This is a genomic window from Streptomyces sp. NPDC002870, assembly GCF_042888505.1.
Taxonomy (GTDB): domain Bacteria; phylum Actinomycetota; class Actinomycetes; order Streptomycetales; family Streptomycetaceae; genus Streptomyces.
Map to the genome: position 1 here is coordinate 102,634 of NZ_JBIAPW010000003.1, position 25,553 is coordinate 128,186.

The 25,553-nt window shown below is 68.9% G+C and carries 24 protein-coding genes and 2 tRNA genes; 11 read left to right on the forward strand and 15 right to left on the reverse strand.

Translation table 11 applies throughout. From position 1 onward, the window contains the following. Positions 1 to 51: 51 nt before the first annotated feature. From ACFYWY_RS05035 to ACFYWY_RS05045, 3 genes are all read right to left on the reverse strand, one after another. Positions 52 to 708, reverse strand: coding sequence for a response regulator (locus tag ACFYWY_RS05035; protein WP_389180671.1), 657 nt, complete (start codon positions 706 to 708; stop codon positions 52 to 54). Between the two features lie 118 nt (positions 709 to 826). Next, complete coding sequence (locus ACFYWY_RS05040) at positions 827 to 2,533, reverse strand: sensor histidine kinase (RefSeq protein WP_389179856.1); 1,707 nt, start codon at positions 2,531 to 2,533, stop codon at positions 827 to 829. A 198-nt stretch (positions 2,534 to 2,731) separates the two neighbouring features. After that, positions 2,732 to 2,815: transfer RNA gene (locus ACFYWY_RS05045), tRNA-Leu, on the reverse strand. Positions 2,816 to 3,133: 318 nt separating this feature from the next. On the opposite strand from ACFYWY_RS05045, the gene ACFYWY_RS05050 reads away from it, so the two are divergent. The 6 genes from ACFYWY_RS05050 (at position 3,134) to pknB (ending at position 11,195) form a co-directional block, all read left to right on the forward strand. Next, complete coding sequence (locus ACFYWY_RS05050; protein ID WP_389179859.1) at positions 3,134 to 3,991, forward strand: FhaA domain-containing protein; 858 nt, start codon at positions 3,134 to 3,136, stop codon at positions 3,989 to 3,991. 10 nt (positions 3,992 to 4,001) lie between these two features. Then, positions 4,002 to 4,517, forward strand: a complete 516-nt coding sequence (locus tag ACFYWY_RS05055) for an FHA domain-containing protein (RefSeq protein ID WP_389179862.1) — start codon at positions 4,002 to 4,004, stop codon at positions 4,515 to 4,517. Between the two features lie 129 nt (positions 4,518 to 4,646). Further along, positions 4,647 to 6,143: a PP2C family protein-serine/threonine phosphatase gene (locus ACFYWY_RS05060; protein WP_389179865.1), complete on the forward strand. Its 1,497-nt coding sequence runs from the start codon at positions 4,647 to 4,649 to the stop codon at positions 6,141 to 6,143. A 25-nt stretch (positions 6,144 to 6,168) separates the two neighbouring features. Then, positions 6,169 to 7,578 carry an FtsW/RodA/SpoVE family cell cycle protein gene (locus tag ACFYWY_RS05065; protein ID WP_389179868.1) on the forward strand — a complete coding sequence of 470 codons (1,410 nt, stop codon included), beginning with the start codon at positions 6,169 to 6,171 and terminating at the stop codon, positions 7,576 to 7,578. Then, positions 7,575 to 9,038 carry a peptidoglycan D,D-transpeptidase FtsI family protein gene (locus ACFYWY_RS05070; RefSeq protein WP_389179872.1) on the forward strand — a complete coding sequence of 488 codons (1,464 nt, stop codon included), beginning with the start codon at positions 7,575 to 7,577 and terminating at the stop codon, positions 9,036 to 9,038. The genes ACFYWY_RS05065 and ACFYWY_RS05070 overlap by 4 nt, the downstream gene beginning before the upstream one ends. A 168-nt stretch (positions 9,039 to 9,206) precedes the next feature. Further along, complete coding sequence (gene pknB / locus ACFYWY_RS05075) at positions 9,207 to 11,195, forward strand: Stk1 family PASTA domain-containing Ser/Thr kinase (protein WP_389179875.1); 1,989 nt, start codon at positions 9,207 to 9,209, stop codon at positions 11,193 to 11,195. A gap of 82 nt (positions 11,196 to 11,277) precedes the next feature. Here pknB and ACFYWY_RS05080 read toward each other — a convergent pair whose 3' ends face one another. From ACFYWY_RS05080 to ACFYWY_RS05105, 6 genes are read right to left on the reverse strand one after another with little or no spacing between them, the layout of a single operon-like run. Continuing rightward, positions 11,278 to 11,955: a class E sortase gene (locus ACFYWY_RS05080; protein WP_389179878.1), complete on the reverse strand. Its 678-nt coding sequence runs from the start codon at positions 11,953 to 11,955 to the stop codon at positions 11,278 to 11,280. 43 nt (positions 11,956 to 11,998) lie between these two features. Next, complete coding sequence (locus ACFYWY_RS05085) at positions 11,999 to 13,234, reverse strand: class E sortase (protein ID WP_389179881.1); 1,236 nt, start codon at positions 13,232 to 13,234, stop codon at positions 11,999 to 12,001. Next, the gene (locus ACFYWY_RS05090) at positions 13,231 to 13,869 is read right to left on the reverse strand and encodes an aminodeoxychorismate/anthranilate synthase component II (protein ID WP_389179884.1); all 639 of its coding nucleotides are present in this window, start codon (positions 13,867 to 13,869) and stop codon (positions 13,231 to 13,233) included. The genes ACFYWY_RS05085 and ACFYWY_RS05090 overlap by 4 nt, the downstream gene beginning before the upstream one ends. Beyond that, positions 13,866 to 14,039, reverse strand: a complete 174-nt coding sequence (locus ACFYWY_RS05095) for a hypothetical protein (RefSeq protein WP_307662312.1) — start codon at positions 14,037 to 14,039, stop codon at positions 13,866 to 13,868. The genes ACFYWY_RS05090 and ACFYWY_RS05095 overlap by 4 nt, the downstream gene beginning before the upstream one ends. A 56-nt stretch (positions 14,040 to 14,095) precedes the next feature. After that, positions 14,096 to 14,782, reverse strand: a complete 687-nt coding sequence (locus tag ACFYWY_RS05100) for a class E sortase (RefSeq protein ID WP_389179887.1) — start codon at positions 14,780 to 14,782, stop codon at positions 14,096 to 14,098. 14 nt (positions 14,783 to 14,796) lie between these two features. Continuing rightward, complete coding sequence (locus tag ACFYWY_RS05105) at positions 14,797 to 15,519, reverse strand: DUF881 domain-containing protein (protein WP_389179890.1); 723 nt, start codon at positions 15,517 to 15,519, stop codon at positions 14,797 to 14,799. Positions 15,520 to 15,752: 233 nt separating this feature from the next. On the opposite strand from ACFYWY_RS05105, the gene crgA reads away from it, so the two are divergent. After that, positions 15,753 to 16,010: a cell division protein CrgA gene (gene crgA / locus ACFYWY_RS05110; RefSeq protein WP_142214706.1), complete on the forward strand. Its 258-nt coding sequence runs from the start codon at positions 15,753 to 15,755 to the stop codon at positions 16,008 to 16,010. A gap of 256 nt (positions 16,011 to 16,266) precedes the next feature. Here crgA and ACFYWY_RS05115 read toward each other — a convergent pair whose 3' ends face one another. Together ACFYWY_RS05115 and ACFYWY_RS05120 are read right to left on the reverse strand one after the other, a co-directional pair. Further along, a complete protein-coding gene (locus ACFYWY_RS05115; protein WP_389179894.1) occupies positions 16,267 to 17,166 on the reverse strand; it encodes a rhomboid family intramembrane serine protease in 900 nt (299 codons plus the stop codon). 159 nt (positions 17,167 to 17,325) lie between these two features. Then, entirely contained in the window at positions 17,326 to 17,859 is a 534-nt protein-coding gene (locus ACFYWY_RS05120; RefSeq protein ID WP_389179897.1) for a peptidylprolyl isomerase, read from the reverse strand. A 274-nt stretch (positions 17,860 to 18,133) separates the two neighbouring features. Here ACFYWY_RS05120 and ACFYWY_RS05125 point away from each other — a divergent pair, with 274 nt between their 5' ends. Then, positions 18,134 to 18,814 carry a DUF5324 family protein gene (locus ACFYWY_RS05125; protein ID WP_389179900.1) on the forward strand — a complete coding sequence of 227 codons (681 nt, stop codon included), beginning with the start codon at positions 18,134 to 18,136 and terminating at the stop codon, positions 18,812 to 18,814. A gap of 55 nt (positions 18,815 to 18,869) precedes the next feature. Here the strand turns inward: ACFYWY_RS05125 and ACFYWY_RS05130 are convergent, their stop codons facing one another. Continuing rightward, complete coding sequence (locus tag ACFYWY_RS05130) at positions 18,870 to 19,259, reverse strand: DUF6344 domain-containing protein (RefSeq protein ID WP_389179903.1); 390 nt, start codon at positions 19,257 to 19,259, stop codon at positions 18,870 to 18,872. A 318-nt stretch (positions 19,260 to 19,577) separates the two neighbouring features. Here ACFYWY_RS05130 and ACFYWY_RS05135 point away from each other — a divergent pair, with 318 nt between their 5' ends. Continuing rightward, positions 19,578 to 19,748 (forward strand): hypothetical protein, encoded by a 171-nt coding sequence (locus ACFYWY_RS05135; RefSeq protein ID WP_389179906.1) that lies wholly within the window; start codon positions 19,578 to 19,580, stop codon positions 19,746 to 19,748. A 91-nt stretch (positions 19,749 to 19,839) separates the two neighbouring features. Here ACFYWY_RS05135 and ACFYWY_RS05140 read toward each other — a convergent pair. Then, positions 19,840 to 19,912: transfer RNA gene (locus ACFYWY_RS05140), tRNA-Ala, on the reverse strand. Positions 19,913 to 20,091: 179 nt separating this feature from the next. Here ACFYWY_RS05140 and ACFYWY_RS05145 point away from each other — a divergent pair. Both ACFYWY_RS05145 and ACFYWY_RS05150 read left to right on the forward strand, forming a co-directional pair. Then, entirely contained in the window at positions 20,092 to 20,640 is a 549-nt protein-coding gene (locus tag ACFYWY_RS05145; RefSeq protein WP_389179909.1) for a helix-turn-helix domain-containing protein, read from the forward strand. Positions 20,641 to 20,686: 46 nt separating this feature from the next. Beyond that, on the forward strand, positions 20,687 to 22,066 hold the full coding sequence (locus ACFYWY_RS05150; protein WP_389179912.1) for a serine/threonine-protein kinase: 1,380 nt from the start codon (positions 20,687 to 20,689) through the stop codon (positions 22,064 to 22,066). 29 nt (positions 22,067 to 22,095) lie between these two features. Here the strand turns inward: ACFYWY_RS05150 and ACFYWY_RS05155 are convergent, their stop codons facing one another. Both ACFYWY_RS05155 and ACFYWY_RS05160 read right to left on the reverse strand, forming a co-directional pair. Next, entirely contained in the window at positions 22,096 to 23,535 is a 1,440-nt protein-coding gene (locus ACFYWY_RS05155) for a hypothetical protein (protein WP_389179915.1), read from the reverse strand. Continuing rightward, the gene (locus ACFYWY_RS05160; protein ID WP_389179918.1) at positions 23,532 to 25,514 is read right to left on the reverse strand and encodes a VWA domain-containing protein; all 1,983 of its coding nucleotides are present in this window, start codon (positions 25,512 to 25,514) and stop codon (positions 23,532 to 23,534) included. Before ACFYWY_RS05160 ends, ACFYWY_RS05155 begins: the two co-directional genes overlap by 4 nt. Between the last annotated feature and the right edge of the window lie 39 nt (positions 25,515 to 25,553).

A 25,553-nucleotide genomic window follows, 5' to 3' on the forward strand; every position in this document is an offset into this window, starting at 1 on the left:
AAACAGTCAACGCGGATGTTCCACGTGAAACGTCAGTCCGTCAGGACGCCCTCACCACCCACCGTCCAACCCCGCGTCCCGCGCCAGCAGTGCCGCCTGCACCCGGTTCTCGCACTCCAGCTTCGCCAGGATGCGACTCACATACGTCTTCACCGTGGCCTCGCTCATATGCAGCCGCCTCCCGGCGTCCGCGTTGGACAGCCCCTCCCCGAGCAGCGCCAGCACCTCCCGCTCGCGCGCGCTCAGCCCGGCAACGCGAGCCCGCGCCTCTGCGCCGCGTTCAGCGGCCCGCCCGAATGCGAGCTGGTCCACCACATGCCGAGTCGCTCCTGGGGAGAGGTACGCCTCTCCCGCGGCTGCGGCCCGTACCGCTCGGATCAACTCCGCGGGTGCGGTGTCCTTGAGCAGGAATCCGGCGCCTCCGTGCTCCAGCGCCCGTAGGACGTTCTCCCGCTCACCGAAGGTCGTCAGCACGATCACGCGCGTCGCCGGCGCCGCCCTACGAAGTTCCCCGAGCGCCGTGAGCCCGTCCATCACCGGCATCTGGATGTCGAGGAGCACTACATCGGCGGTGTGCGAACGCGCCAGGTCGACGGCTTCGCGCCCGTTCGCAGCCTCCGCCACGACCTCGATCTCGCGGTCCGAGGTGAGGATCATCCTGATCCCGGCCCTTATGAGCGGCTCGTCATCAGCGACGACGACCCGGATGGGCGACCCAGGCGGCGCCCCCGTCGCCCCTGTCGACGAACCCGTCTGCGACCCCGTCACACGCACCCCCACCACACATCCGCCCTTACCTACCGGCCCCTGACGCCGACTGCAGCCCTCAGCGGCTGACCTCGTAGGACTTCTTCTCGATCAGCTTGCCGCCCTTGAAGCAGAACCGGAACACCGGCTCGGTCTCGATGTCCTCCCCCACCGCCGAGGACATCAGCACCAGGCACTCGGAGTCCTTGGGCTCCTTCGGACCCTTGCCGCTCAGCCCGGTCGTCGTGATCGTGTCCCCGCTCGGCAGCTGATCGCGCACCTCTTCCTCGGGCGCCCCGACCTCCACCTTCTCGTAGTCGGCCGGATCGATCATCCCGTCGTTCACCGACCCCACCAGGAAGAACAGTCCGAAGACGCCCGCCACCACCAGCACCAGCAACGCCGCCAAGGCAATCCCGCAGCCCACCGCGAAACCCCCGCCATTGCTCTTCCCACCCATCGCCAACTCCCGCTCAGAAACGGTCCAGTCCATGACCGGATCACCGTTCCCGAGCGAGGGCTTCGGCGACTGCTGGCGGAAGTCGTCCTCCGCAACGACGAAGGGCGCGGCCTCCACGACTCCGTACGGCAGCACTCCCGCCACCCGGAAGCCCCCGCCGTCCGCCGGCCCCGCATGCACGATGCCGCCGACAAGCCGCGCCCGCTCGCGCAGCCCGGTCAGCCCCTGCCCGCCGCTGACCACCTCGCCGGGTGCCGGCGCCCCAGCCGCCCCGCTGACGATCTCGACGACGACCGAGTCCGGCTCATATCGCAGCTCCACCTCGATCGGAGCGCCGGGAGCATGCTTGTACGCGTTGGTCAGCGCCTCCTGCACGATGCGGTACGCCGCATGGTCGGCCGCCGCGGCGAGCGCCCGCACCTCGCCCTTGCACCGCAACTCCACCGTGTTGCCCGCCGCCCGCGCGGCCTCCACGAGTCCCTCGATACCGGCCGTCCCACGCGCGACCCGCCCCGACTCGTCAACCGCCGCCGGCCCCTCGACCCCGTCCCGCAGAATCCCGACGACCTCACGCAGCTCGTGCATCGCGGTCACCGATGCGTCCCGCAGCACCGAGACCGCCTCCCGCTGCCGCGGCGTCAGCTCGGGATCCACTTCCAGCGCGCCGGTGTGCACGGAGATCAGCGCCAGCTGATGACCGAGGCTGTCATGCATGTCCTGGGCGATCCGCTGGCGCTCACGCAGCCGCGCCTGCCCCTCCACCATCGTGCGCTCCCGCAACAGCTGGATGTTGCGCTGCTGCAGGGTGTGCAGCAGGGTCCGGCGCTGCGTCCAGTAGCGGCTGGCCAGGCCCGGTACGACCGCCGTCGCAAGGAAGTACAGAGTGCTGAGCAGCACCAGCGTCATGGGCGTCTGCTCCGACCAGCTGTCGACGAGCATGATGCCGACGAAGAGGCCGTACGCGACGGTGAACGCGGCCAGCGCCCGCCCGGCTCCCAGGATCCTGCGCCCGGCCGACCAGCCCACGACCATCAGCAGCGGCGCCAAGCCGCTCAGGAGCGGCGCGAGCGCCCCGGTGGCCGCCAGCACCGGAGCGGGCATCCGGCGCCGCAGCAGCGACAGCAGCGCGGCCGCCGCCCCGACGACGGGCAGCCGCAGCCCCGTGCTGCCCGTCAGTTCCTCGGTTCCGGCGGCCATCAGACCGAGCACCAGCGCGAGCACCACCTCGCCGGCGATCCGCTTCCGAGACCAGAGCTCGGGTGCCGCCAGCCAAGCCCAGCCGGCTCGTATCGTCCAGCCGGTCCGTATCTTCGATGACGCGTTCACGCCCGCACCCTAAGCAGCCCGGCCCGCCGCCCACGGCCCACTTTCGTCTCGCCCCGGAGCGACGAACGTCGCACAGTCGTACATCCCACACTCCGGCAGCCCGCGCGGAGGAGAGCCCCGCCCGCACAGAGTCCCCCGGACCGCTGTCGGCAACGCAGAAGCCCCGTAGGTCGATGACCTACGGGGCTTCTGAATCTGTGCGCGAGGGGGGAGTTGAACCCCCACGCCCTTTCGGGCACTGGAACCTGAATCCAGCGCGTCTGCCTATTCCGCCACCCGCGCATTGGGTGCTGCCGCCTTGCGTCACACCTGCTCGGCGTGACCCCCTGGCGACATCCAGAAGATTAGCACGCGGCCCAGGGTGCATTCACACTCGATTGTTTCGGCAGAGCGGACGAAGGAACAGGGAACGGAGAGCGGCCGCCCCCCACTCCTCCTGGGTGCACCCTGAGTGCGGGACACTGTCAGGAGGCCGCCTCTACGATCCGTGTGAGAGGTGACACTCATCGACGGGGCAGACAAGGGGAACCAGCCGATTTCCCTACGCGTGGATACGATCAGTAAGCAGTACCAGGACGGCAACGACGGAGGAGGTGCCTCATGGGAGTCCTGAAGAAGTTCGAGCAGCGACTCGAAGGTCTGGTCAACGGCACCTTCGCCAAGGTGTTCAAGTCCGAGGTCCAGCCCGTCGAGATCGCGGGCGCGCTCCAGCGCGAGTGCGACAACAACGCGACGATCTGGAACCGCGAGCGGACAGTCGTCCCCAACGACTTCATCGTGGAGCTCAGCGCGCCCGACTTCGAACGCCTGAGCCCGTACTCCGGCCAGCTCGGCGACGAGCTCTCCGGCCTGGTCCGCGACTACGCCAAGCAGCAGCGCTACACCTTCATGGGCCCCATCAAGGTCCACCTGGAGAAGGCGGAGGACCTCGACACCGGTCTGTACCGGGTACGCAGCCGCACTCTCGCGTCGAGTACGTCACAGGCGCCCGAGCGGGCCCCGGCCGGCCCCGGGCCGGCCGCAGTCCCTCAGGGCGGCCCCCGCGGCGGCTATGGTTATCCGCCCACCGGTGCACCTCCGATGCCGGCCGCGCCGCCTCCTGGCGGCGGCCGACCCGGTCCCGCGCCCGTCGCGGACCGCCGCCCGGCGCCAGGCCCAGGCCCGATGCCGAGCACTCAAGTACGACGCTGGATCGAGATCAACGGCACCCGCCATCAGATCTCCCGCCCGACGCTGGTGCTGGGTCGCAGCACCGACGCCGATGTGCGGATCGACGACCCCGGCGTATCGCGCCGGCACTGTGAGATCCGGACCGGAACGCCCTCGACGATCCAGGATCTCGGGTCTACCAACGGCATCGTGGTAGACGGGCAGCACACAACCCGCGCTACGCTCCGCGACGGCTCGCGGATCGTCGTGGGCAACACCACCATCGTTTTCCGGCAAGCCGAAGGGTGAAGCGGGGGCAATGTCAGAGCTGACCCTGACGGTCATGCGGCTAGGTTTCCTGGCCGTTCTGTGGCTGTTCGTGATCGTGGCCGTCCAGGTCATCCGTAGTGATCTGTTCGGTACGCGCGTCACGCAGCGCGGCTCACGCCGCAACGCCGACGCGCGTCCCCAGCAGACGCGCCAGACCGCGGCGCCGCCGCAGCAGCGCCAGCAGACGGGCGGCGGCCGCCAGCGCCGTGGGGCGCCCACCAAACTCGTTGTGTCCGAAGGCACACTCACCGGCACCACGGTCGCCCTGCAGGGCCAGACCATCACGCTGGGCCGGGCGCACGACTCCACGATCGTGCTGGACGACGACTACGCGTCCAGCAGGCATGCCAGGATCTACCCGGACCGTGACGGCCAGTGGATCGTCGAGGATCTCGGGTCCACCAACGGCACATATCTCGACCGGACCCGACTCACCACCCCGACACCGATTCCGCTGGGCGCGCCGATCCGCATCGGCAAGACCGTCATCGAGCTGCGGAAGTAGTACGACAATGAGCGAGCGGAGCGAGCGAGCCGCAGCGGTCCCGACAGCGGACCGGGACGGGCTCCCGACCGGAGGGTGGGCAGTGTGGCTCGAGACCGGCTGTACCCCGAGCCGACGGGCGAGGTGCGCATGAGTCTGTCTCTGCGCTTCGCCGCCGGGTCTCACAAGGGCATGATCCGGGAGGGCAACGAGGACTCCGGCTACGCCGGCCCCCGCCTTCTGGCCATCGCCGACGGCATGGGCGGCCAGGCCGCCGGCGAGGTCGCCTCCTCGGAGGTCATCTCCACGCTCGTCACGCTCGACGACGACGTGCCCGGCTCGGACATCCTCACCTCGCTCGGCAGTGCCGTACAGCGCGCCAACGACCAGCTGCGGCTGATGGTCGAGGAGGACCCCCAGCTCGAAGGCATGGGGACCACGCTCACCGCCCTGCTCTGGACCGGCCAGCGCCTCGGCCTGGTACATGTCGGCGACTCGCGCGCCTATCTGCTCCGCGACGGCGTGCTGACGCAGATCACCCAGGACCACACCTGGGTGCAGCGCCTCGTCGACGAGGGCCGGATCACCGAGGAGGAAGCCACCACCCACCCGCAGCGCTCCCTGCTGATGCGCGCGCTGGGCAGCGGCGACCATGTCGAGCCCGACCTCTCCATCCGCGAGGTCCGCGCCGGCGACCGCTATCTGATCTGCTCCGACGGCCTGTCCGGCGTCGTCTCCCACCAGACGATGGAGGAGACCCTCGCCAGCTACCAGGGCCCGCAGGAGACGGTCCAGGACCTGATCCAGCTCGCCCTGCGCGGCGGCGGCCCCGACAACATCACCTGCATCGTCGCCGACGTTCTCGACACCGACTCCAACGACACCCTGGCCGTGCAGCTCAACGACACCCCGGTCGTCGTCGGCGCGGTCGCCGAGAACCAGCTCCAGCTGAACGACGGCGGCGCCATGCAGACCCCGGCGGGACGCGCGGCCGGCCTCGGCCGCCCGGTGCCCCCGCAGCCGAACGGCAGCTTCGGCCCGCCCGGCAGCGGCGACGGCATGGGATACGGCGGCATGCCGCCCGAGGGCAGCTTCGGGGCGTACACCGACGAGGACTTCGTCAAGCCGCGCGGCGGCCGCAAGTGGCTGAAGAGATCGTTCTACATCGTGCTCGCCCTGGCGGTCGTCGGCGGCGGGCTGTACGGCGGCTACCGGTGGACCCAGACCCAGTACTACGTCGGTTCCCAGGATGAGCACGTCGCCCTCTACCAGGGCATCAGCCAGGACCTGGCCTGGGTCTCGCTCTCGAAGGTCGAGAAGGACCACCCCGAGATCGAACTCAAGTACCTCCCGCCCTACCAGCGCAAGCAGGTGGAGGCGACGATCACCGCCGACAGCCTCGGCAAGGCACGCGCGAAGATCGACGAGCTCGCCGTCCAGGCCACCGCCTGCAAGAAGGTCGAGCAGCGCCGCGAGGCGGCCGACCGCGCCAGCACCCCGCCGCCCGGCGAGGGCGAGGCCGGCGGCGCCACCGGCAAGCCGACCACCCAGAACGCCAAGACCAAGCCGACCGCAGCTACTCCCTCTCCGGGGCCCACCCTCTCGGAGGAGGAGCAGAAGCTGGCCTCGAACTGCGGAAAGCAGTAATCGGCCGTAGGGGGCCTTCTCCACCATGAGCGTTGTCACCAACACCACCACGATCGGCGCGATCGAAGCACCGAGCCGCCGCAACACCGAGCTGGCGCTGCTCGCCTTCGCCGTAATCATCCCGGTGTTCGCGTACCTCAACGTCGGCCTCGCCCTGAACGGCGAAGTGCCTGCCGGACTGCTCGGCTACGGGCTCGGCCTCGGCCTGCTCGCCGGCGTCGCCCACCTCGTGGTGCGCAAGTTCGCCAAGTACGCGGACCCGCTGCTGCTGCCGCTGGCCACCCTGCTCAACGGCCTCGGCCTGGTGATGATCTGGCGCCTGGACCAGTCGCCCCGGCTTATCCAGCGGGCGAAGACGCTCTTCGGGGACTTCAGCCCCGACGCCCCCAAGCAGTTGCTGTACTCGGCGATCGGCATCGCCCTCTTCGTCGGCGTACTGATCCTGCTGAAGGACCACCGGATCCTGCAGCGCTACACCTACATCTCGATGGCGGTGTCGCTGGTCCTGCTGATCCTGCCGGTGTTCTTCCCCGCCGTGAACGGCGCGAAGATCTGGATCAGCATCGGCCCCTTCACCATCCAGCCCGGCGAGTTCGCAAAGATCATCATCGCGATCTTCTTCTCGGGCTATCTGATGGTGAAACGGGACGCCCTGGCGCTCGCCAGCCGCCGGTTCATGGGCCTGTACCTGCCGCGCGGCCGTGACCTCGGACCCATTCTCGTGGTCTGGGTGATGTCGATCCTGATCCTGGTCTTCGAGACCGACCTGGGTACCTCGCTGCTGTTCTTCGGCCTGTTCGTGATCATGCTGTACGTCGCCACGGAGCGGACCAGCTGGATCGTCTTCGGTCTGCTGATGTCCGCGGTCGGCGCGGTCGGCGTGGCCACCTTCGAGCCGCACGTCCAGCAGCGCGTCGAGTTCTGGCTCAACCCCTTCGCCGAGAAGACCTGGGCACAGAGCGAGCAGATCGGCCAGGCCCTGATGTCGTTCGGCTCGGGCGGCACACTCGGCACGGGTCTCGGCCAGGGCGACTCCGACCTGATCGGCTTCGCCGCCAACTCCGACTTCATCCTCTCCACCTTCGGCGAGGAGCTCGGTCTCGCCGGGATGATGGCGTTCCTGCTGATCTATGGCCTGATCGTGGAGCGCGGCGTCCGCACCGCCCTCGCCGCCCGCGACCCCTTCGGCAAGCTCCTCGCCATCGGCCTCTCCGGCGCCCTCGCCATCCAGGTCTTCGTGGTGGCCGGCGGCGTGATGGGTCTCATCCCGCTGACCGGTATGACCATGCCGTTCGTCGCGTACGGCGGCTCGTCCGTGATCGCCAACTGGGCCCTGGTCGGCATCCTGATCCGCATCAGCGACACCGCCCGCCGTCCCGCCCCCGCGCCTGCCCCGTCCCCCGACGCCGAGATGACCCAGGTGGTCCGACCGTGAACAAGCCCCTGCGCCGTATCGCGATCTTCTGCGGGCTCCTCGTGCTGGCCCTGCTGGTGCGCACGAACTGGCTCCAGTACGTCGAGGCCGAGGAACTCAACACGCACTCCAAGAACCGCCGTGTCCTGATCGAGCGGTACGCCGGCGAGCGCGGGAACATCATCGTCGACGGCAAGCCGATCACCGGCTCCGTGGAGACGAACGACACGGACTTCAAGTACAAGCGCACCTACGTCGACGGCCCCATGTGGGCACCGGTCACGGGTTACGCATCGCAGGCCTTCGACGCCAACCAGATCGAGAAGCTCGAGGACAGCATCCTCACCGGCAACTCCGATCAGCTCTTCTTCGACCGCACGATGGCGATGTTCACCGGCGACAAGAAGAAGGGCGGCAACGTCGTCACCACCCTCAACGGCGCCGCGCAGAAGGCCGCCTTCGAGCGCCTCGGCTCCAAGAAGGGCGCGGTCGCGGCGATCGACCCGCAGACCGGCAAGATCCTGGCCCTGGCCTCCACCCCCTCGTACGACCCGTCGACCTTCGCCGGCTACTCCGGCAAGGACGAGAAGGCGTGGCTGGCGCTCGAGCGGGACAAGGACAAGCCGAAGCTGAACCGCGCTCTGCGCGAGGTCTACCCGCCCGGTTCCACCTTCAAGGTGCTCACTGCGGCCGCGGCTCTGGAGCACGGCGCCGTCGACGACATCAACGCGCCGACGGACACCCCGGAGCCGTACATCCTGCCGAACACCCGCACGCCGATGGTCAACCACGCAGGCGGCTGCAAGAACGCCAGCCTGAACCAGGCGCTCAAGGTCTCCTGCAACTCCGTCTTCGCCAACCTCGGTGACAAGGTCGGCCGGGACAAGATGGTGGAGACGGCCCAGGAGTTCGGCTTCAACAACCCCGAGATCGACACCCCGGTGCGGGCCGCCGCCTCCGTCTACGACAAGACGATGGACCGCCCCGGCAACGCCCTGTCGTCCATCGGCCAGTTCAACACCGCCACCACCCCGCTCCAGATGGCCATGGTCACCGCGGCGATCGCCAACGACGGCAAGCTGATGAAGCCGTACATGATCGACCAGCTGGAAGCGCCCAACCTGGACATCATCAAGAAGAACGAGCCGCAGGAGATGAGCCGCCCGCTCTCCCAGAAGAACGCGCAGCTCCTCCAGGAGATGATGGAGAACGTCGTCGAGGAGGGCACCGGTACCAACGCCAAGATCGACGGCGTCCAGGTCGGCGGCAAGACCGGTACCGCCCAGCACGGCGAGAACAACAGCAAGAACCCGTACGCCTGGTTCATCTCGTACGCGAAGTCCCCCGACGGTGGCTCACCGGTCGCCGTGGCGGTCGTCGTCGAGGACAGCGAGGCCAAGCGGGACGACATCAGCGGTGGCGGTCTCGCCGCCCCCATCGCCAAGGCCGTGATGCAGGCGGTACTGGACAGCAAGAAGTGACGCGGATCACGTCCGCCGTCCATACCTGCACATTGCGATACCGGTCGGGTATCAGGTGACGGTCACGGGCGGATCAGGTGCGGCGTGCCCGGTAGCGTATGCGCGAACAGCACACCGCCGGACCACACACCGGTGCGGTCGGGACTGACGGAGAGGGCTGGAACAGTTATGGAAGAGCCGCGTCGCCTCGGCGGCCGGTACGAACTGGGCTCGGTGCTCGGCCGTGGTGGCATGGCAGAGGTCTACCTCGCCCACGACACCCGGCTCGGCCGCACCGTCGCCGTGAAGACGCTGCGGGCCGACCTCGCCCGCGATCCGTCCTTCCAGGCCCGGTTCCGCCGTGAGGCCCAGTCTGCCGCCTCGCTCAACCACCCGGCGATCGTCGCGGTCTACGACACGGGCGAGGACTATGTGGACGGGGTCTCGATCCCGTACATCGTCATGGAGTACGTCGACGGGTCCACGCTCAGAGAGCTGCTGCACTCCGGGCGCAAGCTGCTGCCCGAGCGCACGCTCGAGATGACCATCGGCATCCTCCAGGCGCTCGAGTACTCGCACCGCAACGGCATCGTCCACCGCGACATCAAGCCGGCGAACGTCATGCTGACGCGCACCGGCCAGGTCAAGGTGATGGACTTCGGCATCGCCCGTGCCATGGGCGACTCCGGCATGACGATGACGCAGACCGCGGCCGTCATCGGCACCGCCCAGTACCTCTCCCCGGAGCAGGCCAAGGGCGAGCAGGTCGACGCGCGCTCCGACCTGTACTCCACGGGCTGCCTGCTCTACGAGCTCCTCACCGTGCGTCCGCCCTTCGTGGGCGACTCCCCGGTGGCGGTGGCGTATCAGCATGTGCGCGAGGAGCCGCAGCCGCCGAGCAACTTCGACCCCGAGATCACACCCGAGATGGACGCCATCGTCCTGCGGGCCCTGGTCAAGGACCCCGACTACCGCTACCAGTCGGCCGACGAGATGCGCGCGGACATCGAGGCCTGCCTCGACGGCCAGCCGGTCGCGGCGACGGCGGCGATGGGCGCAGTCGGCTACGGCGGGTACGCCCCGGACGACCAGCCGACCACGGCGCTGCGCCAGGCCGACCAGGGCGGCCAGACGTCGATGCTCCCGCCGATGAACCCGGACGACGGGGGCTACAACGGCTACGACGACCGGCCGGACCGCCGCCGCCAGAAGAAGTCGAACACCTCGACGATCCTGCTGGTGCTCGCGGGCATCCTGGTGCTGGTCGGCGCGGTGCTGATCGGCAAGTCGGTCTTCAGCGGCAACGGCGGCGGCAACGGCGATGTGCCGGTGCCGCAGCTGGTGGGCAAGCCGTTCGCGGAGGCTCAGACGCTCGCGACCAACGCGGGCGTCAAGGTCGCACAGTCCGGTACGGACCGCTGCGACCAGCCCAAGGGCAGCATCTGCACCCAGACACCGGCCGACGGCAAGATGGCTCAGGGCGAGACGATCCAGGTGGTCGTCTCGGAGGGCGCGCCCAAGGTCGAGGTGCCCGACGTCACGGAGAAGTCCCTGGCGAACGCCAGGGACCAGCTGCAGGGCAAGAAATTCAAGGTCGAGGTCAAGGAAACCGAGTCCGACGAGGACCCGGGCACCGTGCTCCGACAGGACCCCACGGGCGGCACCCAGGCCGAGAGTGGCTCGACGGTCACCCTCACCGTGGCCAAGCAGTCCAAGATCAACGTGCCTCCGGTCGTGGGCGCGCAGTTCGACGCCGCCAAGGCCCAGCTCGAAGGCCTCGGATTCACCGTCGCGCGGGTCGACGTGGACTCCGACCAGCCTGCGGGCCAGGTCACCAAGCAGAGCCCGTCGGGCGACTCGAGGGCGGCCAAGGGCACGCAGGTCACGCTGGAGGTCTCGAAGGGCCCGCAGCAGACGCTGGTGCCGGTTCCCGAGATCAGGACCAAGAAGCTGTCCGAGGCCAAGCAGATCCTGGCGCAGAGCGGCTTCACGAACATCACGTTCGCGCCTGGCAGCTCCACGGACGACAACGCCATAGTGACCGGGCTCGACCCGCAGCCCGGCACCCAGGTTGATCCGGCGACCACCACGATCACGGTCCAGACGGTCGATGCCGGCGGGAACAACGGCGGAAACAACGGCGGCGGATTCATCGGCGGAGCCGGGGACGGGGACTAGCCGACCGGGAACGCTCCGTACAGCGAGAAGCCCCGGCACCCTCCCAGAGGGTGCCGGGGCTTCCTGCGTCCGTTCGTACGGCCTAGCGCAGCTCTTGTGGCAGCGTACGGTCGTGGTCGACCTTCTCCGTACGCGTCAGCTCGCCCCACACGATGTAGCGGTAGTCCGACGTGTACAGCGGCGTGCAGGTCGTCAGCGTGATGTAGCGGCCCGGCTTCGTCTTGCCCGACTCCTTCGGGACCGGCTGCAGCACATCCACGTTGTACTTCGAGGTCTCCGGGAGCTTCTTGTAGACCTTGTAGACGTACCAGGTGTCCCGCGTCTCGAAGACGATCGGGTCGCCGTCCTTCAGCTTGTGGATGTTGTGGAACTTCGCGCCATGGCCGTCGCGGTGCGCGGCGAGCGTGAAGTTCCCCTTGGCCTCCCAGGGGAGCGCCGACTTGATCGGGTCGGTGTAGTAGCCGGCGATGCCGTTGTTCAGGGCCTTGGGGTCGGTGCCCTTCTTCACCAGCACCTCGCCGTCGCTCATGGCGGGTACATGGAGGAAGCCGATGCCGTCCTTGGTGTCGAGCGCACCCGGGCCGCGGTTCTCCCAGCCGTCGCGGATCTGGTCGCCCTGTTTGGACGCCTCACGGTCGGCGAGAACATTCGTCCACCACAGTGAGTAGACGACGAAGAGCCCCAGCACCAGGCCCGCAGTGATCAGCAGTTCACCGAGGACACTGATGACGCCGGCGATCCGGCCACGAGCACGTGCCACTGCACCTTTTCCCGTCTTGAAGTCTCACGGCGCTTCAGCTGTCTCAGCCGACAAGCGCGTCCGGCTTTCCCTTGCTGCGCGGCCGTTCCTCGACCATCTTGCCCCACACGATCATGCGGTACGTACTCGTGAACTCGGGTGTACACGTCGTCAGCGTGATGTACCGGCCCGGCTCCGTGAACCCGGAACCCGGGGGCACCGGGCCGATGACGCCGATGTTCGACGGCGAGGTCTGGGGGAGGATGCTCGCCATCTTGTACGTGTAGTACGCGTCCTGCGTCTCAACAACGATCGGGTCCCCCGGCTCGAGACGGTTGATGTACCGGAACGGTTCGCCGTGAGTGTTGCGATGGCCCGCGACCGCGAAATTACCCGACTTGTCCGACGGCATCGCGGTCTTCAGCTTCCCCTCGGCGTAATGCCCGACCATTCCGCGGTCGAGGACCTTGGGCTTGTTGATGCCCTCGGCGATCGGGACGACGACATCCAGCTTGGGGATGTGCATTATGGCGAAGCCCTGCCCGGGCTCGAACGCATCGGGCTTGCGGCCGTTCGCCCAGTCGTCCTGGATCTTGTTCGTCGCCTGGTTGGCCTGCTGACCGGCGCGGATGTTCGTCCACCAGAGCTGGTACGTGACGAACAGCAGCATCAGCACGCCGAAGCTGATGAAGAGTTCACCTATGGCACGGCTGGCGATGACGGCGGGGCTGTCCTTCGCCGCACGCGCGGCACGGCGGGCCTCGACGCGCGAAAGGGGCCTGCCGGACTCGGAAGTCGTCGGGGCGGCAGGCTCAGGGCGCTTACGGCCCCTGGCCCTGGCCGCCCGGCGGCGCTCCGCCCGGCCGGGGCCTGCGGGGGTCTCCAGCGCGCGCCGGGTGTCAGCCCTACGCAGCGCGACGGTCTCGTCGTCAGGTACCGGAATCGGGTCGGGCACCGGCGCCGGCTCGGTTATCCGCTCCGGCCTCGGCGCTGGCACAGGCACGGGCTCCGGCTCAGGGCGCGCTACGGGTACTGGCCCCGGTTCCGGTACCCGCGCCGCCTCCGGCTGGGCGTACCAGTCCCGCTGATAGCCCCCAGAGTCGTCCACGGAGTACTGGCGGTAGTCAGACCACTCCTGCGGGGGCGGGGACGGGGGCGGGGGCGGGGACGGCGGCGGAGCCTGCTCCTCCTCTTCCGGAACGCTGGTCGCCCGGAACCACGGCGAGCCGCTCTCCCCCGGCGGCAAAGGGTCCGTCAGCGGGTCGTACTCGTACCCGTCCTCAGGGCGCGGACCACTCACGCCACGGCCTTGCCCACCACCGGTGCGAGCCCCGCAGAACGCCCGACCGCCCCGGTGTCGCCGCACTGTTCCAGCCAGTTGGCGAGCATCAGATGCCCGTGCTCGGTCAGGACCGACTCGGGGTGGAACTGCACGCCCTCGACGGCCAGTTCGCGGTGGCGCAGCCCCATGATGATGCCGTCCGCAGTTCGTGCCGTGACCTCCAGCTCGTCCGGCAGCTGAGCCGGCTCCGCGGCCAGCGAGTGGTAGCGGGTCGCGGTGAAGGGCGAGGGCAGCCCGGCGAAGACACCTTTGCCCTCGTGCGCGACCAGCGAGGTCTTGCCGTGCAGCAGCTCGGGGGCGCGGCCCACCACACCGCCGTACGCCACCGCCATGGACTGCATGCCCAGGCAGACGCCGAATACCGGAACGCCGGTGTCCGCGCAGTGCCGCACCATCTCGACGCACACACCGGCCTGCTCGGGCGTGCCGGGCCCGGGGGAGAGCAGCACCCCGTCGAAGCCGTCCTGTGCGTGCCTGAGGGCCACCTCGTCGTTGCGCAGCACCTCGCACTCGGCTCCGAGCTGGTACAGGTACTGGACGAGGTTGAAGACAAAGCTGTCGTAGTTGTCGACGACCAGGATGCGGGCGCTCATCGGGCCGCCCCCGCTCCGTCGACCGTCACGTCGTTGAACGGAAGCAGCGGCTCCGCCCACGGAAAGACGTACTGGAACAACACGTAGACGACCGCGAGGGCAAGCACGAGCGAGATGAAAGCCCGCACCCATGCGTTGCCCGGCAGATGCCGCCAGATCCAGCCGTACATGCTGTCCCTTTCCGTTCGGTACCGCACCAGACTAAAGGGCGGCAGGGGCACATGGGTCAGCTGCGCAAAGCTTCCGGTTTGCCGTCGGTCACAGGCTGGGTGGCGTCCAGATGCGCCCAGGCGATCAGCCGGTGGCTGCTGCCCCACTCCGGGTCGCAGGTGGTCAGCGTCAGATAGCGCCCCGTCCCGTCGAAGCCGGACTTACGCGGGACGGGGTCGATGACGCCGACGTCGCTCGGCACGGTGCGGTAGGGCTCTTTCTCGATGCGGTACGTGAACCAGGTCGTCCCGTCCGTCAGCACCACCGCGTCCCCGGCGCGCAGCTCCGGGAAGTCCTTGAAGGGATCGCCGTACGTGCGCCGGTGGCCGGCGACCGAGAAGTTGCCGCTCTCGCCGAGCGCGGCGGTGGAGGCGTAGTGCCCGAGGCCCTTCTTGAGGGTGGCGGTCCCGGTGCCCTCCAGGACCGGCCAGTCCCAACTCCCGCCGAAACGGGGGATGTACATGACGGCGAAGGGCTTGCCGTCCTCGTACGTCCGGGGAGCGGGCGACGCCGTCTGTGCGGGCGCGGGGGCCGCGACCGGGCCCTGCGACCATTCGTCCTGGAGCCTGTCGATCTGGCTGTGAGTGGCACTGTCGGCCTTGATACCGGTCCATAACAGCAGATACGCCACAAAGAGGACAATCAACGTGCCGACGGTGATGCAGAGTTCGCTGAAGGTCCTGACGACCAGGCGCACCGACACGGCTCCCCCAAGCACTACCCAACGGGCTTCGCGTAGTGGAGATCCACTGTGCCCGAGTAGGCGGGGAGAGTCACCGCCTCACGCTCGTCGACTTTCCAGCCGAGGTCGTACGCCTTCACATACAGCTGGTAGTTCTGGATCGCCGGAGAGGCGGCGATCGCCCTCTTGAGCGCGTCCTGGTCACCGACAGCGGTGATCTTGTACGGCGGGGAGTAGACACGGCCCTGCAGGATCAGCGTATTGCCCACGCACCGCACGGCGCTGGTGGAGATCAGCCGCTGGTCCATGACCTGGATGCCCTTGGCGCCGCCCTTCCACAGGGCATTGACGACGGCCTGCAGGTCCTGCTGGTGAATGACCAGGTCGTTGGCCTGCGGCTCGGGGTAGCCGGGGGCGGCCTGAGCGTTCGGCGGGGCGTCGTTGAGGGTGACCGTGAGGGCGGGCCCGCTCAGCTTCTTGGTGCCCGCCGCCGTCTCCAGGGCGCCGAGCTTGGCGTCCTCGGCCCTGGTGGAGCCGTCGTCGCGCTGGGCAAGGGCGTCGACGTCCCCGCGCAGCGCCGCGGTGGTCTCGTTGAGGTCGCCGTTCTTCGCACTGCGCTGCTGGATCAGGTCGGAGAGCTTCAGCAACGAGGCGTCCGTACGGATATTGGTGCCCTTGGCGGTGTTGAAGCTGGTCACGAAGATCAGCCCGGCGAGGGCGAAGACGGCAGCCGTCAGCAGCCGGGCAGTCCCGCCCATCACCCCGCCACCACCCCTCATCGAGCTCGCCCACCTTTCTGTCCCTCGAAGCGGTTGACCGGCCCTTGGGGGGCGTCGGCAGAATTGCTCAACGTACCCTTAGCTCCTCAGGCGCCGCGGAAGCACTACGCTAACGGACGCCCGGGGGAGGCAGTCGTCCCCCTCGCTACAGCCCCCGGCGCCAGCCACAGTTCCCTGCGCGGTCACGCAGCGCATCGACAGGAGAGTCCCTCGTGCCGAAGTCACGTATCCGCAAGAAGGCCGACTTCACGCCGCCGCCGGCATCGAAGCAGGCGACGAGCATCAAGCTGACCAGCCGTAGCTGGGTAGCACCAGTGATGCTCGCGCTGTTCCTGATCGGTCTCGCCTGGATTGTCCTCTTTTATGTAACCGAGGGCGACCTGCCGATCAAGAGCTTCGGCAACTGGAACATCGTCGCCGGTTTCGGCTTCATCGCCGCGGGCTTCGGCGTCTCCACTCAGTGGAAGTAGCTTTTCCGCAGCCCGGCCGTCAAGCCCTGCCCTGAGGTTATCCACAGCGTTGTCCACAGTGGGGAAAAGGTCAGACGATCTGTGGATAACCCTCGGAGCATTGACGCCGGTGTGACTGCATCGGCCATCTTGGTGAAGCAGCCCGCCCCTTGTCCCTGCTGGGAAAACCCAGCTCAGCGACGAGGGGCACGCTTGTTCCCCACAGCATGCACAAGATCCGCCACACGCTGTGGACAACTTTGGGGAAAGGTCTCGCTCAGGTGAGCGAGGCGGTTCTCGCCAGCACGGCCGCCACGGCGAGCAGGAAGACGAGTGCACAGGTCCCGACCTGCACCAGGGTGCGGTGCTGGCGCGGTGCGTAGACGAGGCCGAGGGTGATCAGACCGCCGGCCACCAGGCCGCCGATGTGCCCCTGCCATGAGATGTTCGACCACGTGAAGGTGAAGAGCAGGCTCAGCGCGAGCAGAGCGATGACCGGCCGCATGTCGAGGTTCGTACGCCGTACGAGTACGGCGAACGCACCCATCAGGCCGTAGATCGCGCCCGAGGCGCCCAGCGAGGGCTGGTAGGGGACGGTCAGCAGATAGGCGAGAGCGCTGCCGCCGAGGCCCGAGAGCAGATAGACGGCGAGATAACGGGTGCGACCGAGGGCCGGTTCGACGAGTCTGCCCAGGAACCACAGGCTCAGCAGGTTGAACAGAATGTGCGGCACCTGTTGGTGCAGGAACGTCGCGGTGATCAGCCGGTACCACTCGCCGTCCGCCACTCCGACGATTTCGCCGCCGAGCTGTGGATTGCGGGCGAGTCCGATCAGCTCCATCTCGGCGACGAAGCGGTCGCCGAGCGCGAGCACCACGCCATACACCGCGATGTTGACCGCGATGAGGATCTTGGTGATCAGGAAGGGGTCGGCCTCGACGGTGCCGCCCGCGAGCGTCCGCGGCCGGTTGGCGGTCGGGGCGTGTCCCGTACCGGATCCGGTACGGACGCACTCCGGGCACTGGAAGCCGACCGAGGCGCTGACCATGCACTCCGGGCAGATAGGCCGCTCGCAGCGGGTGCAGCTGATGCCCGTCTCGCGGCCCGGATGCAGGTAGCAGCTCGGCAGGCCTTGCGTGCCCTGCGGCTCCTGCGGACTGCCTGGCGCCTGGTCCATGAGGTCCCCACAATCTCTCCGGCTCAACACACCGCCCCGCCCATCCATACGGACGGGCGGGGCGAAAAGGTTCCCTGGGGATCACGCGTGGATCACGACGTGGGATCACACGGAAACCACGGGATCACACGGGATCACACCCGGGGGATCATCCGGGAATCAGCCCTCGCGGGTCTCGACGACGACCGACTCGATCACGACGTCGTTGACCGGGCGGTCGGTGCGCGCGTTGGTCTGGGTACCCGCGATGGCGTCCACGACCTTCTTCCCGGCCTCGCTCGTGACCTCACCGAAGATGGTGTGCTTACGGGTCAGCCAGGCAGTGGGCGACACGGTGATGAAGAACTGCGAGCCGTTGGTACCCGGGCCGGCGTTGGCCATGGCCAGCAGGTACGGCTTGTCGAAGGCGAGATCCGGGTGGAACTCGTCTCCGAACTCGTACCCCGGGCCGCCGGTGCCGTTGCCCAGCGGGTCACCGCCCTGAATCATGAAGCCGCTGATCACGCGGTGGAAGACCGTACCGTCGTACAGCTTGTCCGTGGACTTCTTGCCGGTCGCCGGGTGGGTCCATTCACGCTCGCCCGTGGCGAGTTCGACGAAGTTCTTGACCGTCTTGGGCGCGTGGTTCGGCAGAAGCCGGATTTCGATGTCGCCTTGGTTGGTCTTCAGGGTGGCGTAAAGCTGCTCGGCCACGGTCTGCCTTCCGTAAGTCTGCTCTGACGTCCTCCGATCCTCGCACGGAAGGGCCGCCTACGGATAAAAGGCACCGAGTCGTCGCACGAGCGGCGCGCTGCAGGGCGAACCGTGGCATCGTCGTCCGCAAAGCTCCCTACATGACCCGGATGCCCGCCCCGCGTGCCGAGGTGGCCGTCAACAGGCATGATTTTCAAACGGGTGGAAAGGCGAAACTGTGCCCAACTGGGGATGAACCCCAGCGCCCCAGAACGCCACCGAGGAGGAGGATCCCGTGACCCGCATCGACAGCGTGCGCGCCGCGACCGGTACGGCGAAGGAGAGCGTGCTGCACGCCGCGGAAGTGGTGGCGCCCTACGCCGGGACGGCCAAGCACCAGACCGCGCAGTATGCGCACGAGGCTCGTGTACGGCTCGCGCCCAAAGTCTCGAAGGCCGCGAATCAGGCCCGTCATCAGTACGACGCGCGAGTGGCGCCGCATGTGCCGCCAAAGGTCGACAAGGCCGCACACCGAGCTGCGGTGCGGGCCCGTAAGGCCGCTCGGCAGGCGGCGGATTACACGGTTCCGCGTGTCGAGCACGCGGTGGCCGTCGCTCAGCCCGTAGGGGAACAGGCTGCGGCCCGCTCCGCTGCCGCGCTGGCCGCTCTGCGCGGACAGGTGACGGCGAAGGAGATTCAGAAGCTGGTGAGGAAGCACGAACGGCGGGCCAAGGCCGGACGTCTCGCCAAGGGTCTCGCGGTCGCCGGCGCGCTGGCGGGTGGCGCCTTCGCCGCCTGGAAGTGGTGGGACAAGCAGGCCAACCCCGATTGGCTGGTGGAACCGCCCGCCGCCACGGAGGTCTCCGACCGCGCACCGCTGACGTCAGTCGACGGCACTGGACAGGGCGATCTCGATCCTGAGGTGCAGGCGAAGCAGGCCGATGCGGAGTCTGGGGACCGCGACGACCGTCGCTGATCGCATACCGCCTTTGTGGCCGGTGGCGTCGGGAGGAGTGTGAGCTCCCGGCGCCTCATGCGGCGGCGAGCGCCGGATCCGCGCCGGGGGCGGAGACGGTGCGCAGCACGCTGTCGGCGCTGTCGGCGTCGACCACGGGCCGGTGCCTGGTGGCGGGTGACGAGCCATGGGCCTCGGCGCGGATGCGCTGCTTGATGGTGGGCGGCACTGACCAGCCGCGCGCGAGGGGGCTCCACCGTGTACTGCTCCATCGTGTGCCAGGGACAGGCACCGTCGCCCGGACGCCCTGCGGACGAGCCTGCTTCGGCAGGTCCAGTCGGCCCGGCGTCCGCACGGCCGACTTCGGAGCGGCGTTGGCGGCAGTGGTCAGCCCCACCGAGGCAAGCAGCGCAAAGAACGCGGTGATGAACGCGGTCCACAGGTTCTTGACCTTGAAGGCGGCCATGACCCCTCACTTTCAGGTTGAGCGATCTACATACCTTCCTCATGATGTGTACGCATCTTGGGAAGTGGGGGATCTACGCCGCCGCCGTGCAGTTCTTCCGATGAACACCACCCGTACGGTCCAGCGGCGGCCCCGGCAACAGCCCAAATCGGCAGCGTGAGCAGGGCCGCAAGGCCACAAGAGCGAATGTCGCGGCCGGATGCTCCGGCGCGGGTGGCCGCCGGAGCATCCGCCCGGTTACGAGCTCGTGCCCGCGGCGATGGCCTGCTCCGCCACCGGCCGGCCTCATCCGCGTCAGCCTTGTGGTCGCGGATGAGGATGACGGGAGCCGGCGTCCGACGAAAGGCCCGCCAGCGCTGCGGGAGGGGCAGTCCGCACAGCGGGGCAAGGATCCGCGATCCGCAGAAGATCCGTGATGACGACTTCGACTACGGGCTCCAGCGAGTACTCGACGGCCAGGAGGCCCGGCTCGGCCGCACGGGCGGCTAGTCACGCGGCGAAGGTACGCGCCTTCGCGCCGATCGACGCAAAAGACCCCCTCCGACCCGCGTTTCCACAGGTCAAAGGGGGTCTTGAAGCGTGGAGCCTAGGGGAGTCGAACCCCTGACATCTGCCATGCAAAGACAGCGCTCTACCAACTGAGCTAAGGCCCCGGAAAGGTGGATACGACCGAGCAGAAACGTGCCTCGGCCACCGCCGCAGACCAGAGTACCGGGTGACCCCCGTGATCCTGCAAAAGGATTGGGGCTCCCGGTCGGCGACCACGCTCCGTAAGATGCTCGGCGAGGTTCGCAGCAGCGAAGCCCGCTTGGGGAAGCGATGGGGAGACGCGATGGAAGCCACACAGCAGGAAACGACCGCAAGAGCCAGAGAGCTGCAGCGCAGCTGGTACGGAGAGCCGCTGGGGGCGCTCTTCCGTCGGCTCATCGATGATCTGGGTCTGAACCAGGCCCGCCTCGCGGCGGTGCTCGGGCTGTCGGCGCCGATGCTCTCCCAGCTGATGAGCGGCCAGCGGGCCAAGATCGGCAACCCTGCGGTGGTCCAACGGGTGCAGGCGCTCCAGGAGTTGTCGAGTCAGGTCGCCGACGGCAGCGTCAGCGCGGTCGAGGCCACCGACCGGATGGAAGAGATCAAGAAGTCGCAGGGCGGCTCCGTGCTGACCGGCACCAGCCAGAGCACGAGCAGCTCTGGCGCACCGACGGTGCGCCGCGTCGTACGCGAGATCCAGTCGCTGTTGCGCTCCGTCTCGGCGGCGGGCGACATCATCGATGCGGCGGACTCCCTCGCCTCGAGCCACCCCGAACTGGCAGAGTTCCTCCGGGTGTACGGTGCCGGGCGCACCGCGGACGCGGTTGCCCACTACGAGGCGCACCAGAGCTGATCGAGGCAGGGCGCCTCACAAGGGAACGGGGAGCGGGCGCAGCGCAATGGGTGAGGTCTTCGCTGGTCGGTATGAACTGATCGACCCGATCGGGCGCGGCGGTGTCGGTGCGGTCTGGCGCGCCTGGGACCACCGGCGCCGCCGCTATGTGGCGGCCAAGGTGCTGCAGCAGAGCGATGCGCACACCCTGCTGCGCTTCGTCCGCGAGCAGGCACTGCGGATCGATCATCCCCATGTCCTCGCCCCGGCCAGCTGGGCCGCGGACGACGACAAGGTGCTGTTCACCATGGACCTGGTGAGCGGCGGGTCGCTGGCGCATGTGATCGGCGACTACGGCCCGCTGCCGCCCCGTTTTGTGTGCACCCTGCTCGATCAGCTGCTGTCCGGTCTGGCCGCGGTGCACGCGGAGGGGGTCGTGCACCGCGACATCAAGCCGGCGAACATCCTGCTGGAGGCCACCGGGACCGGACGGCCGCATCTGCGGCTGTCCGACTTCGGGATCTCGATGCGCAAGGGCGAGCCGCGGCTGACCGAGACCAACTACGTGGTGGGCACGCCCGGTTATTTCGCGCCCGAGCAGATGATGGGCGCGGAGCCGGACTTCACGGCCGATCTCTTCGCGGTCGGACTGGTCGCGCTCTATCTGCTCCAGGGCCAGAAGCCCGACTCCCGGGCGCTGGTCGAGCACTTCGCCAGCCACGGCACTCCCGGCGCCCCCCAGGGCATGCCGGAACCGCTGTGGCAGGTGCTGGCCGGTCTGCTGCAGCCCGACCCGCAGGCCCGGTTCCGCACTGCCACGGGCGCGCGCAAGGCGCTCACGGCGGCCGTGGAGATGCTGCCTGAGGCCGGAGCCGGCGACGAGCCCGTCGAGGTCTTCGACCAGATCGGGCCGCTCCCCGCGGGATTCGGCCCCACCGGTCCCGTAACCGACCCCCAGGCAGGCCAGCAGGGAGCGCAGGCTCCCGTGCAGCAGCCGCTCCCCCTGTCGGAGACGGGCAGTTTCCATCTGGCCCCGCCGCCGCAGCAGCCGCCCGTACAGCAGCACAACACACAACTGCCGTACGCGGCGCAGCCGTCCACTCCTCCCCCCATGCCTGCGGCCGCGGAGCCAACGCCGACTCCGACACCGACCCCCACGCCGATTCCCAACCCCACACCCGTACCGGCGCACAGCGCCTCCCCCCTTTACGCCCCAGCGCCCCAGCAGCCCGCGCAGTCTCAGACAGCTCCGACCGCCCCGGCGCAGTACGAACAAGCTCTTACTCGTGCTTACACCGCTCAGAGCCCGCAGGTTCCGCTCCCGCACGCACCGATTCCGACGGCGGGCACAAAGCGACCGGGACCGCCCCCGAAGGTTGCGGTCCCGGTGCTGATCGTTGCTCTGCTCTGCTTCGCGGTCGGCATCTGGGCGCTGACCCAGTCCTGAGCCGCCAGTCCTGAACTACCAGTCCTGACCTACCAGGCGGGCGGCGGCCCGTACTGCCCCGGCGTCGGCGCCTGCCCGGGTGCCTGCCCCGGCACCTGCCCCTGACCGACAGGACCAGGCACCGGACCCGCCCCCGCCCCCGCCCCCGCCCCCGGCCCGGGCCCCGGTGCCGCGGTCGCGTCCGCGCTCGCCGTCCGCCGCCGCGCCAGCAGCATCCACACCCCGAGCCCGAGCACCAGCACGGCCCCGGCACCGATCCCCGCGGCGGCGACCAGTTGCATCGTGTTGCTCTTCGCCGCCTCCGGCGCGTTCTTCCCGCTGGCGGCGGCCTCCTGGTCGTCCTTGGTGACCTCGAAGTCCCCCGCGGGCCCCGCGTACGCCGGAGCGCTGTTCGCCTCGCCCTCGACGTTCACCCGCAGGGTCAGCGAGATCGGCTTCTGGCCGAACTCCTCGCCGACCTCCGGGTTGAGCGTGACCGAGAGGTAGTACCAGCCGGCGAACCGCATGGCCTTGGTGGAGGAGTCGGAGTCGTAGCGGTTCTCGTACGCCACCGGCGGCAGCGGATCCATCGCCAGCGACTTCTGCTTGCCGTCGTAGTACACGCTCGACGCGTCCTGCACGATCCCGCGGGCCGGGTTGTGCAAAGCCAGCACGAGGGCGTTGCCGACGCCCTCCGCGCTGTCGTCCGCCGCGCTGGTGCCGAGGTCGGCGCTGGCGAAGATCTGCTGTCCCCAGTCGACCGGCACCCGGTAGAAGAGCGTCTGGCCGGGCCTGATCTCGTCCTGCCACTCGCCCTGCGCGAGGCCGGTGGCGTCGGTGAAGCTCGTGCCGCCCTGCCGCTTCTCCGGCCCGCCGCCGGGCGCGGCGGGCGATGCGGACGGCCAGGTCTCGGGCGGTGCCGTCGGGCCGGCGGACTTCAGACCCGGCTCCGAGGCGAAACGGATCTCCACGTCCCATGGCTCGGGCGTCGATGTGCCCTCACTGGAACGCTCCAGAAGCACGTAGTACGCGCCCGCCTCCTGACAGCTGCTGCTCTCCTTGTTGATCGTCCGGTCCGCGTACGCGGCGACCGGCCTGGCGTACGTGGCGGAGCCGAACTGGGCATCGTCGTCACCGCACTTGGTCCCGGAGCGGTCCTCGATGCTGACCGTCAGCTTGTCCGCGTACCCGACCTTGGTGGCCAGCTTGGGGACGGCCACCGCCGAGACGTACGCATTGATCTTGGCGTCCAGGTCGACACGGTAGTAGCGCTTCCCGCCGGGCTTGATCGTGTCCTTGTAGGTCGATCCGGCCGTCAGGGGCGGTCCATCGCTGTTGACCGCCGAGCCCCGCACCGCCTTGGCCTCGCTGTCGAAGACGTACGGATTGGGCTCGCCGACCGCCCACGCCTGCCCGGGAAGCGCCGCCACCGCGCACATCGCCGCCATGCCGGCCAGCGCCACCCGGCCCCTGCCGCGCTGCCTCTTCACGCGCTTCTCCTTGGTGTGGTCGTGTCCGTGGCGCCCGTCGTCGGCTTGCGCCGTACCAGTACGAGCACCAGGCCCGCGATCAGGATGACCGCCCCGCCTGCTGCCGCGGCGATCGTGGTGCCGGTCCATCCTGCCCCGCCGGTCGCTTCGCTGTCTGCGCGGGCAGCCGAATCACCCTTCTTGTCCGCCTTGTTCGCGAGGACCGGCGCGTTGTGTTGCGGCCCGGCCAGCTCGTCGCCCATCACCGCCACCCGCAGCACCACACCGATCTGCGGATTCTCGGCGATCTCGGCAGCCTTCGCGCCCAGCGTGACGGCGATGTAGAAACCGCCCTTGGCATGCACCGGGACGACATTGGGGTGAGACTCGTGGCGGTTGGTCCAGGCGACCGGCACGGTGCCCATCTCCAGCGCCATGGGCCGGCCGTTGTAGATGGCCCGCGGGCTGAATTCCCCGGTGCCTCCGCCGACCGGCGCCCGCCCCGGCGTGAAGACCTGCGTCGCTCCGTAGGACCACACCGACGAAGAGCCCTCCACAGTGGGCTCGTTGGCGAACTCCACGTCGTTCCGCAGCTGCTGCCCCCAGCCGACCGGCACCTTGTACCAGAGCGTCTGCGACGGCAACACCTTGTCCCGCCACACGCCTTGCCCGATCTCCTTGGCGTCGTTGAAGCCGGTGCCGCCCGTCACGTCACGCGGGTCCCCGATCGGCAGCGGGGCGTCCTTGTCGCCCTTCCCGTACTCAGGCTGCGACTGAGCCGGCGTCACATCCTTGGGCAGCGGCTGCTCGACGCCGTACGTCAGCTCCAGCGGCCAGCGCGCGGCGTCCGAGTCCTTCTTGCTCTCCCGCTCGACGACCAGCCAGTACCGGCCCGCCTTGTCGCAGCCACTCGTGCCCTTCTCGCTCGGAATCCGGGCAACGGCCGAGGTCAGAGGGGTCGCTCCCTCCTTCTGGAAGAAGTGCTCCGTGCTGGTGGCGCAGGCACTGTCAGTGCCGTACGCAATCCTGGTGCGCAGGACGTCGAGGGTGTCGACAGCCGCCCCGGGCTGCGGCACCGCCGTCGCGGAGAACTCCACAGTGGATTCGGCATCCAGGTCGACCGCGTAGTACCGCTGCTCACCGGGTCCGATCGTGTCCAGATACTGCCCGGGTACGAGAGTGGGCGCCGCGTCCCGCGGCAGCGCGCCCTCGACCCGCTTGCCGCGGAAGCGGTATCCGTCGGCCGACAGCTGGGCCGAGCGCTGAAGCTGGCGGGCAAGCGCCTTGGCGTCAGGCGCGTCGTAGTAGCGCCCGTTGCCCGCCCTCGCGATGCACTCCAGCTGCTGGCGCGCCGCGCCCCGCACCTGGAAGCCGACCGTGTCGATGCGCAGCCCGATGCCGTCCTTGGAGAGCTGCTCGGCGACCTCGCAGGGCGGCGGAGAGCCGCAGTTGTCGTCGCCATCGGAGATCAGCAGGATCGTCCGCGTCCCGATCGTGCCGTCCGCGGGTTTCGGTAGGTCCTCGGCAGCCTTCTGCAGCGAGAGTCCGATGGGGGTGTCGCCCTTGGGTCGCAGAGCCCCCACGGCCTGCTTCATGCCCGCACGGTCGAGCGGCTCGACGGGCCGGACCAGCCGGGTGTCTGTGCAGCCCTTGGGCCGATCGGCGCCGTAGACCCGCAGACCGGTGGGAAAGCCGTTGGGGAGGGCGTCGACGACCGTCCCCACGGCCGCGCGGGCGGAGTCCATCCGGCTCTGCCCGCTGCCGTCGTCGTCGGCCATGGAGCCGGAGGAGTCGAGCACCATCACCAGGCCGCTCTTGCCGTCCGGCGCTTCGGCCTGCCGCGCTTGCCCCGCCCGACTCGCCTCCCCAGCCTGCCCGTTCCGCTCCGCTTGCCCGACCTGCCCGGCAGCGCTCGCCGCCGGCAGCGGGCCCGCCGCCAGGGCGAGCAGCGCCGCACCGATCGTGGCCACCGTCGTACGGCGGCCCAGTCGTGCCTTCACCCGTGTTCCCCTCCCGAGTCCCCGAAGTTTGCTCTTGCA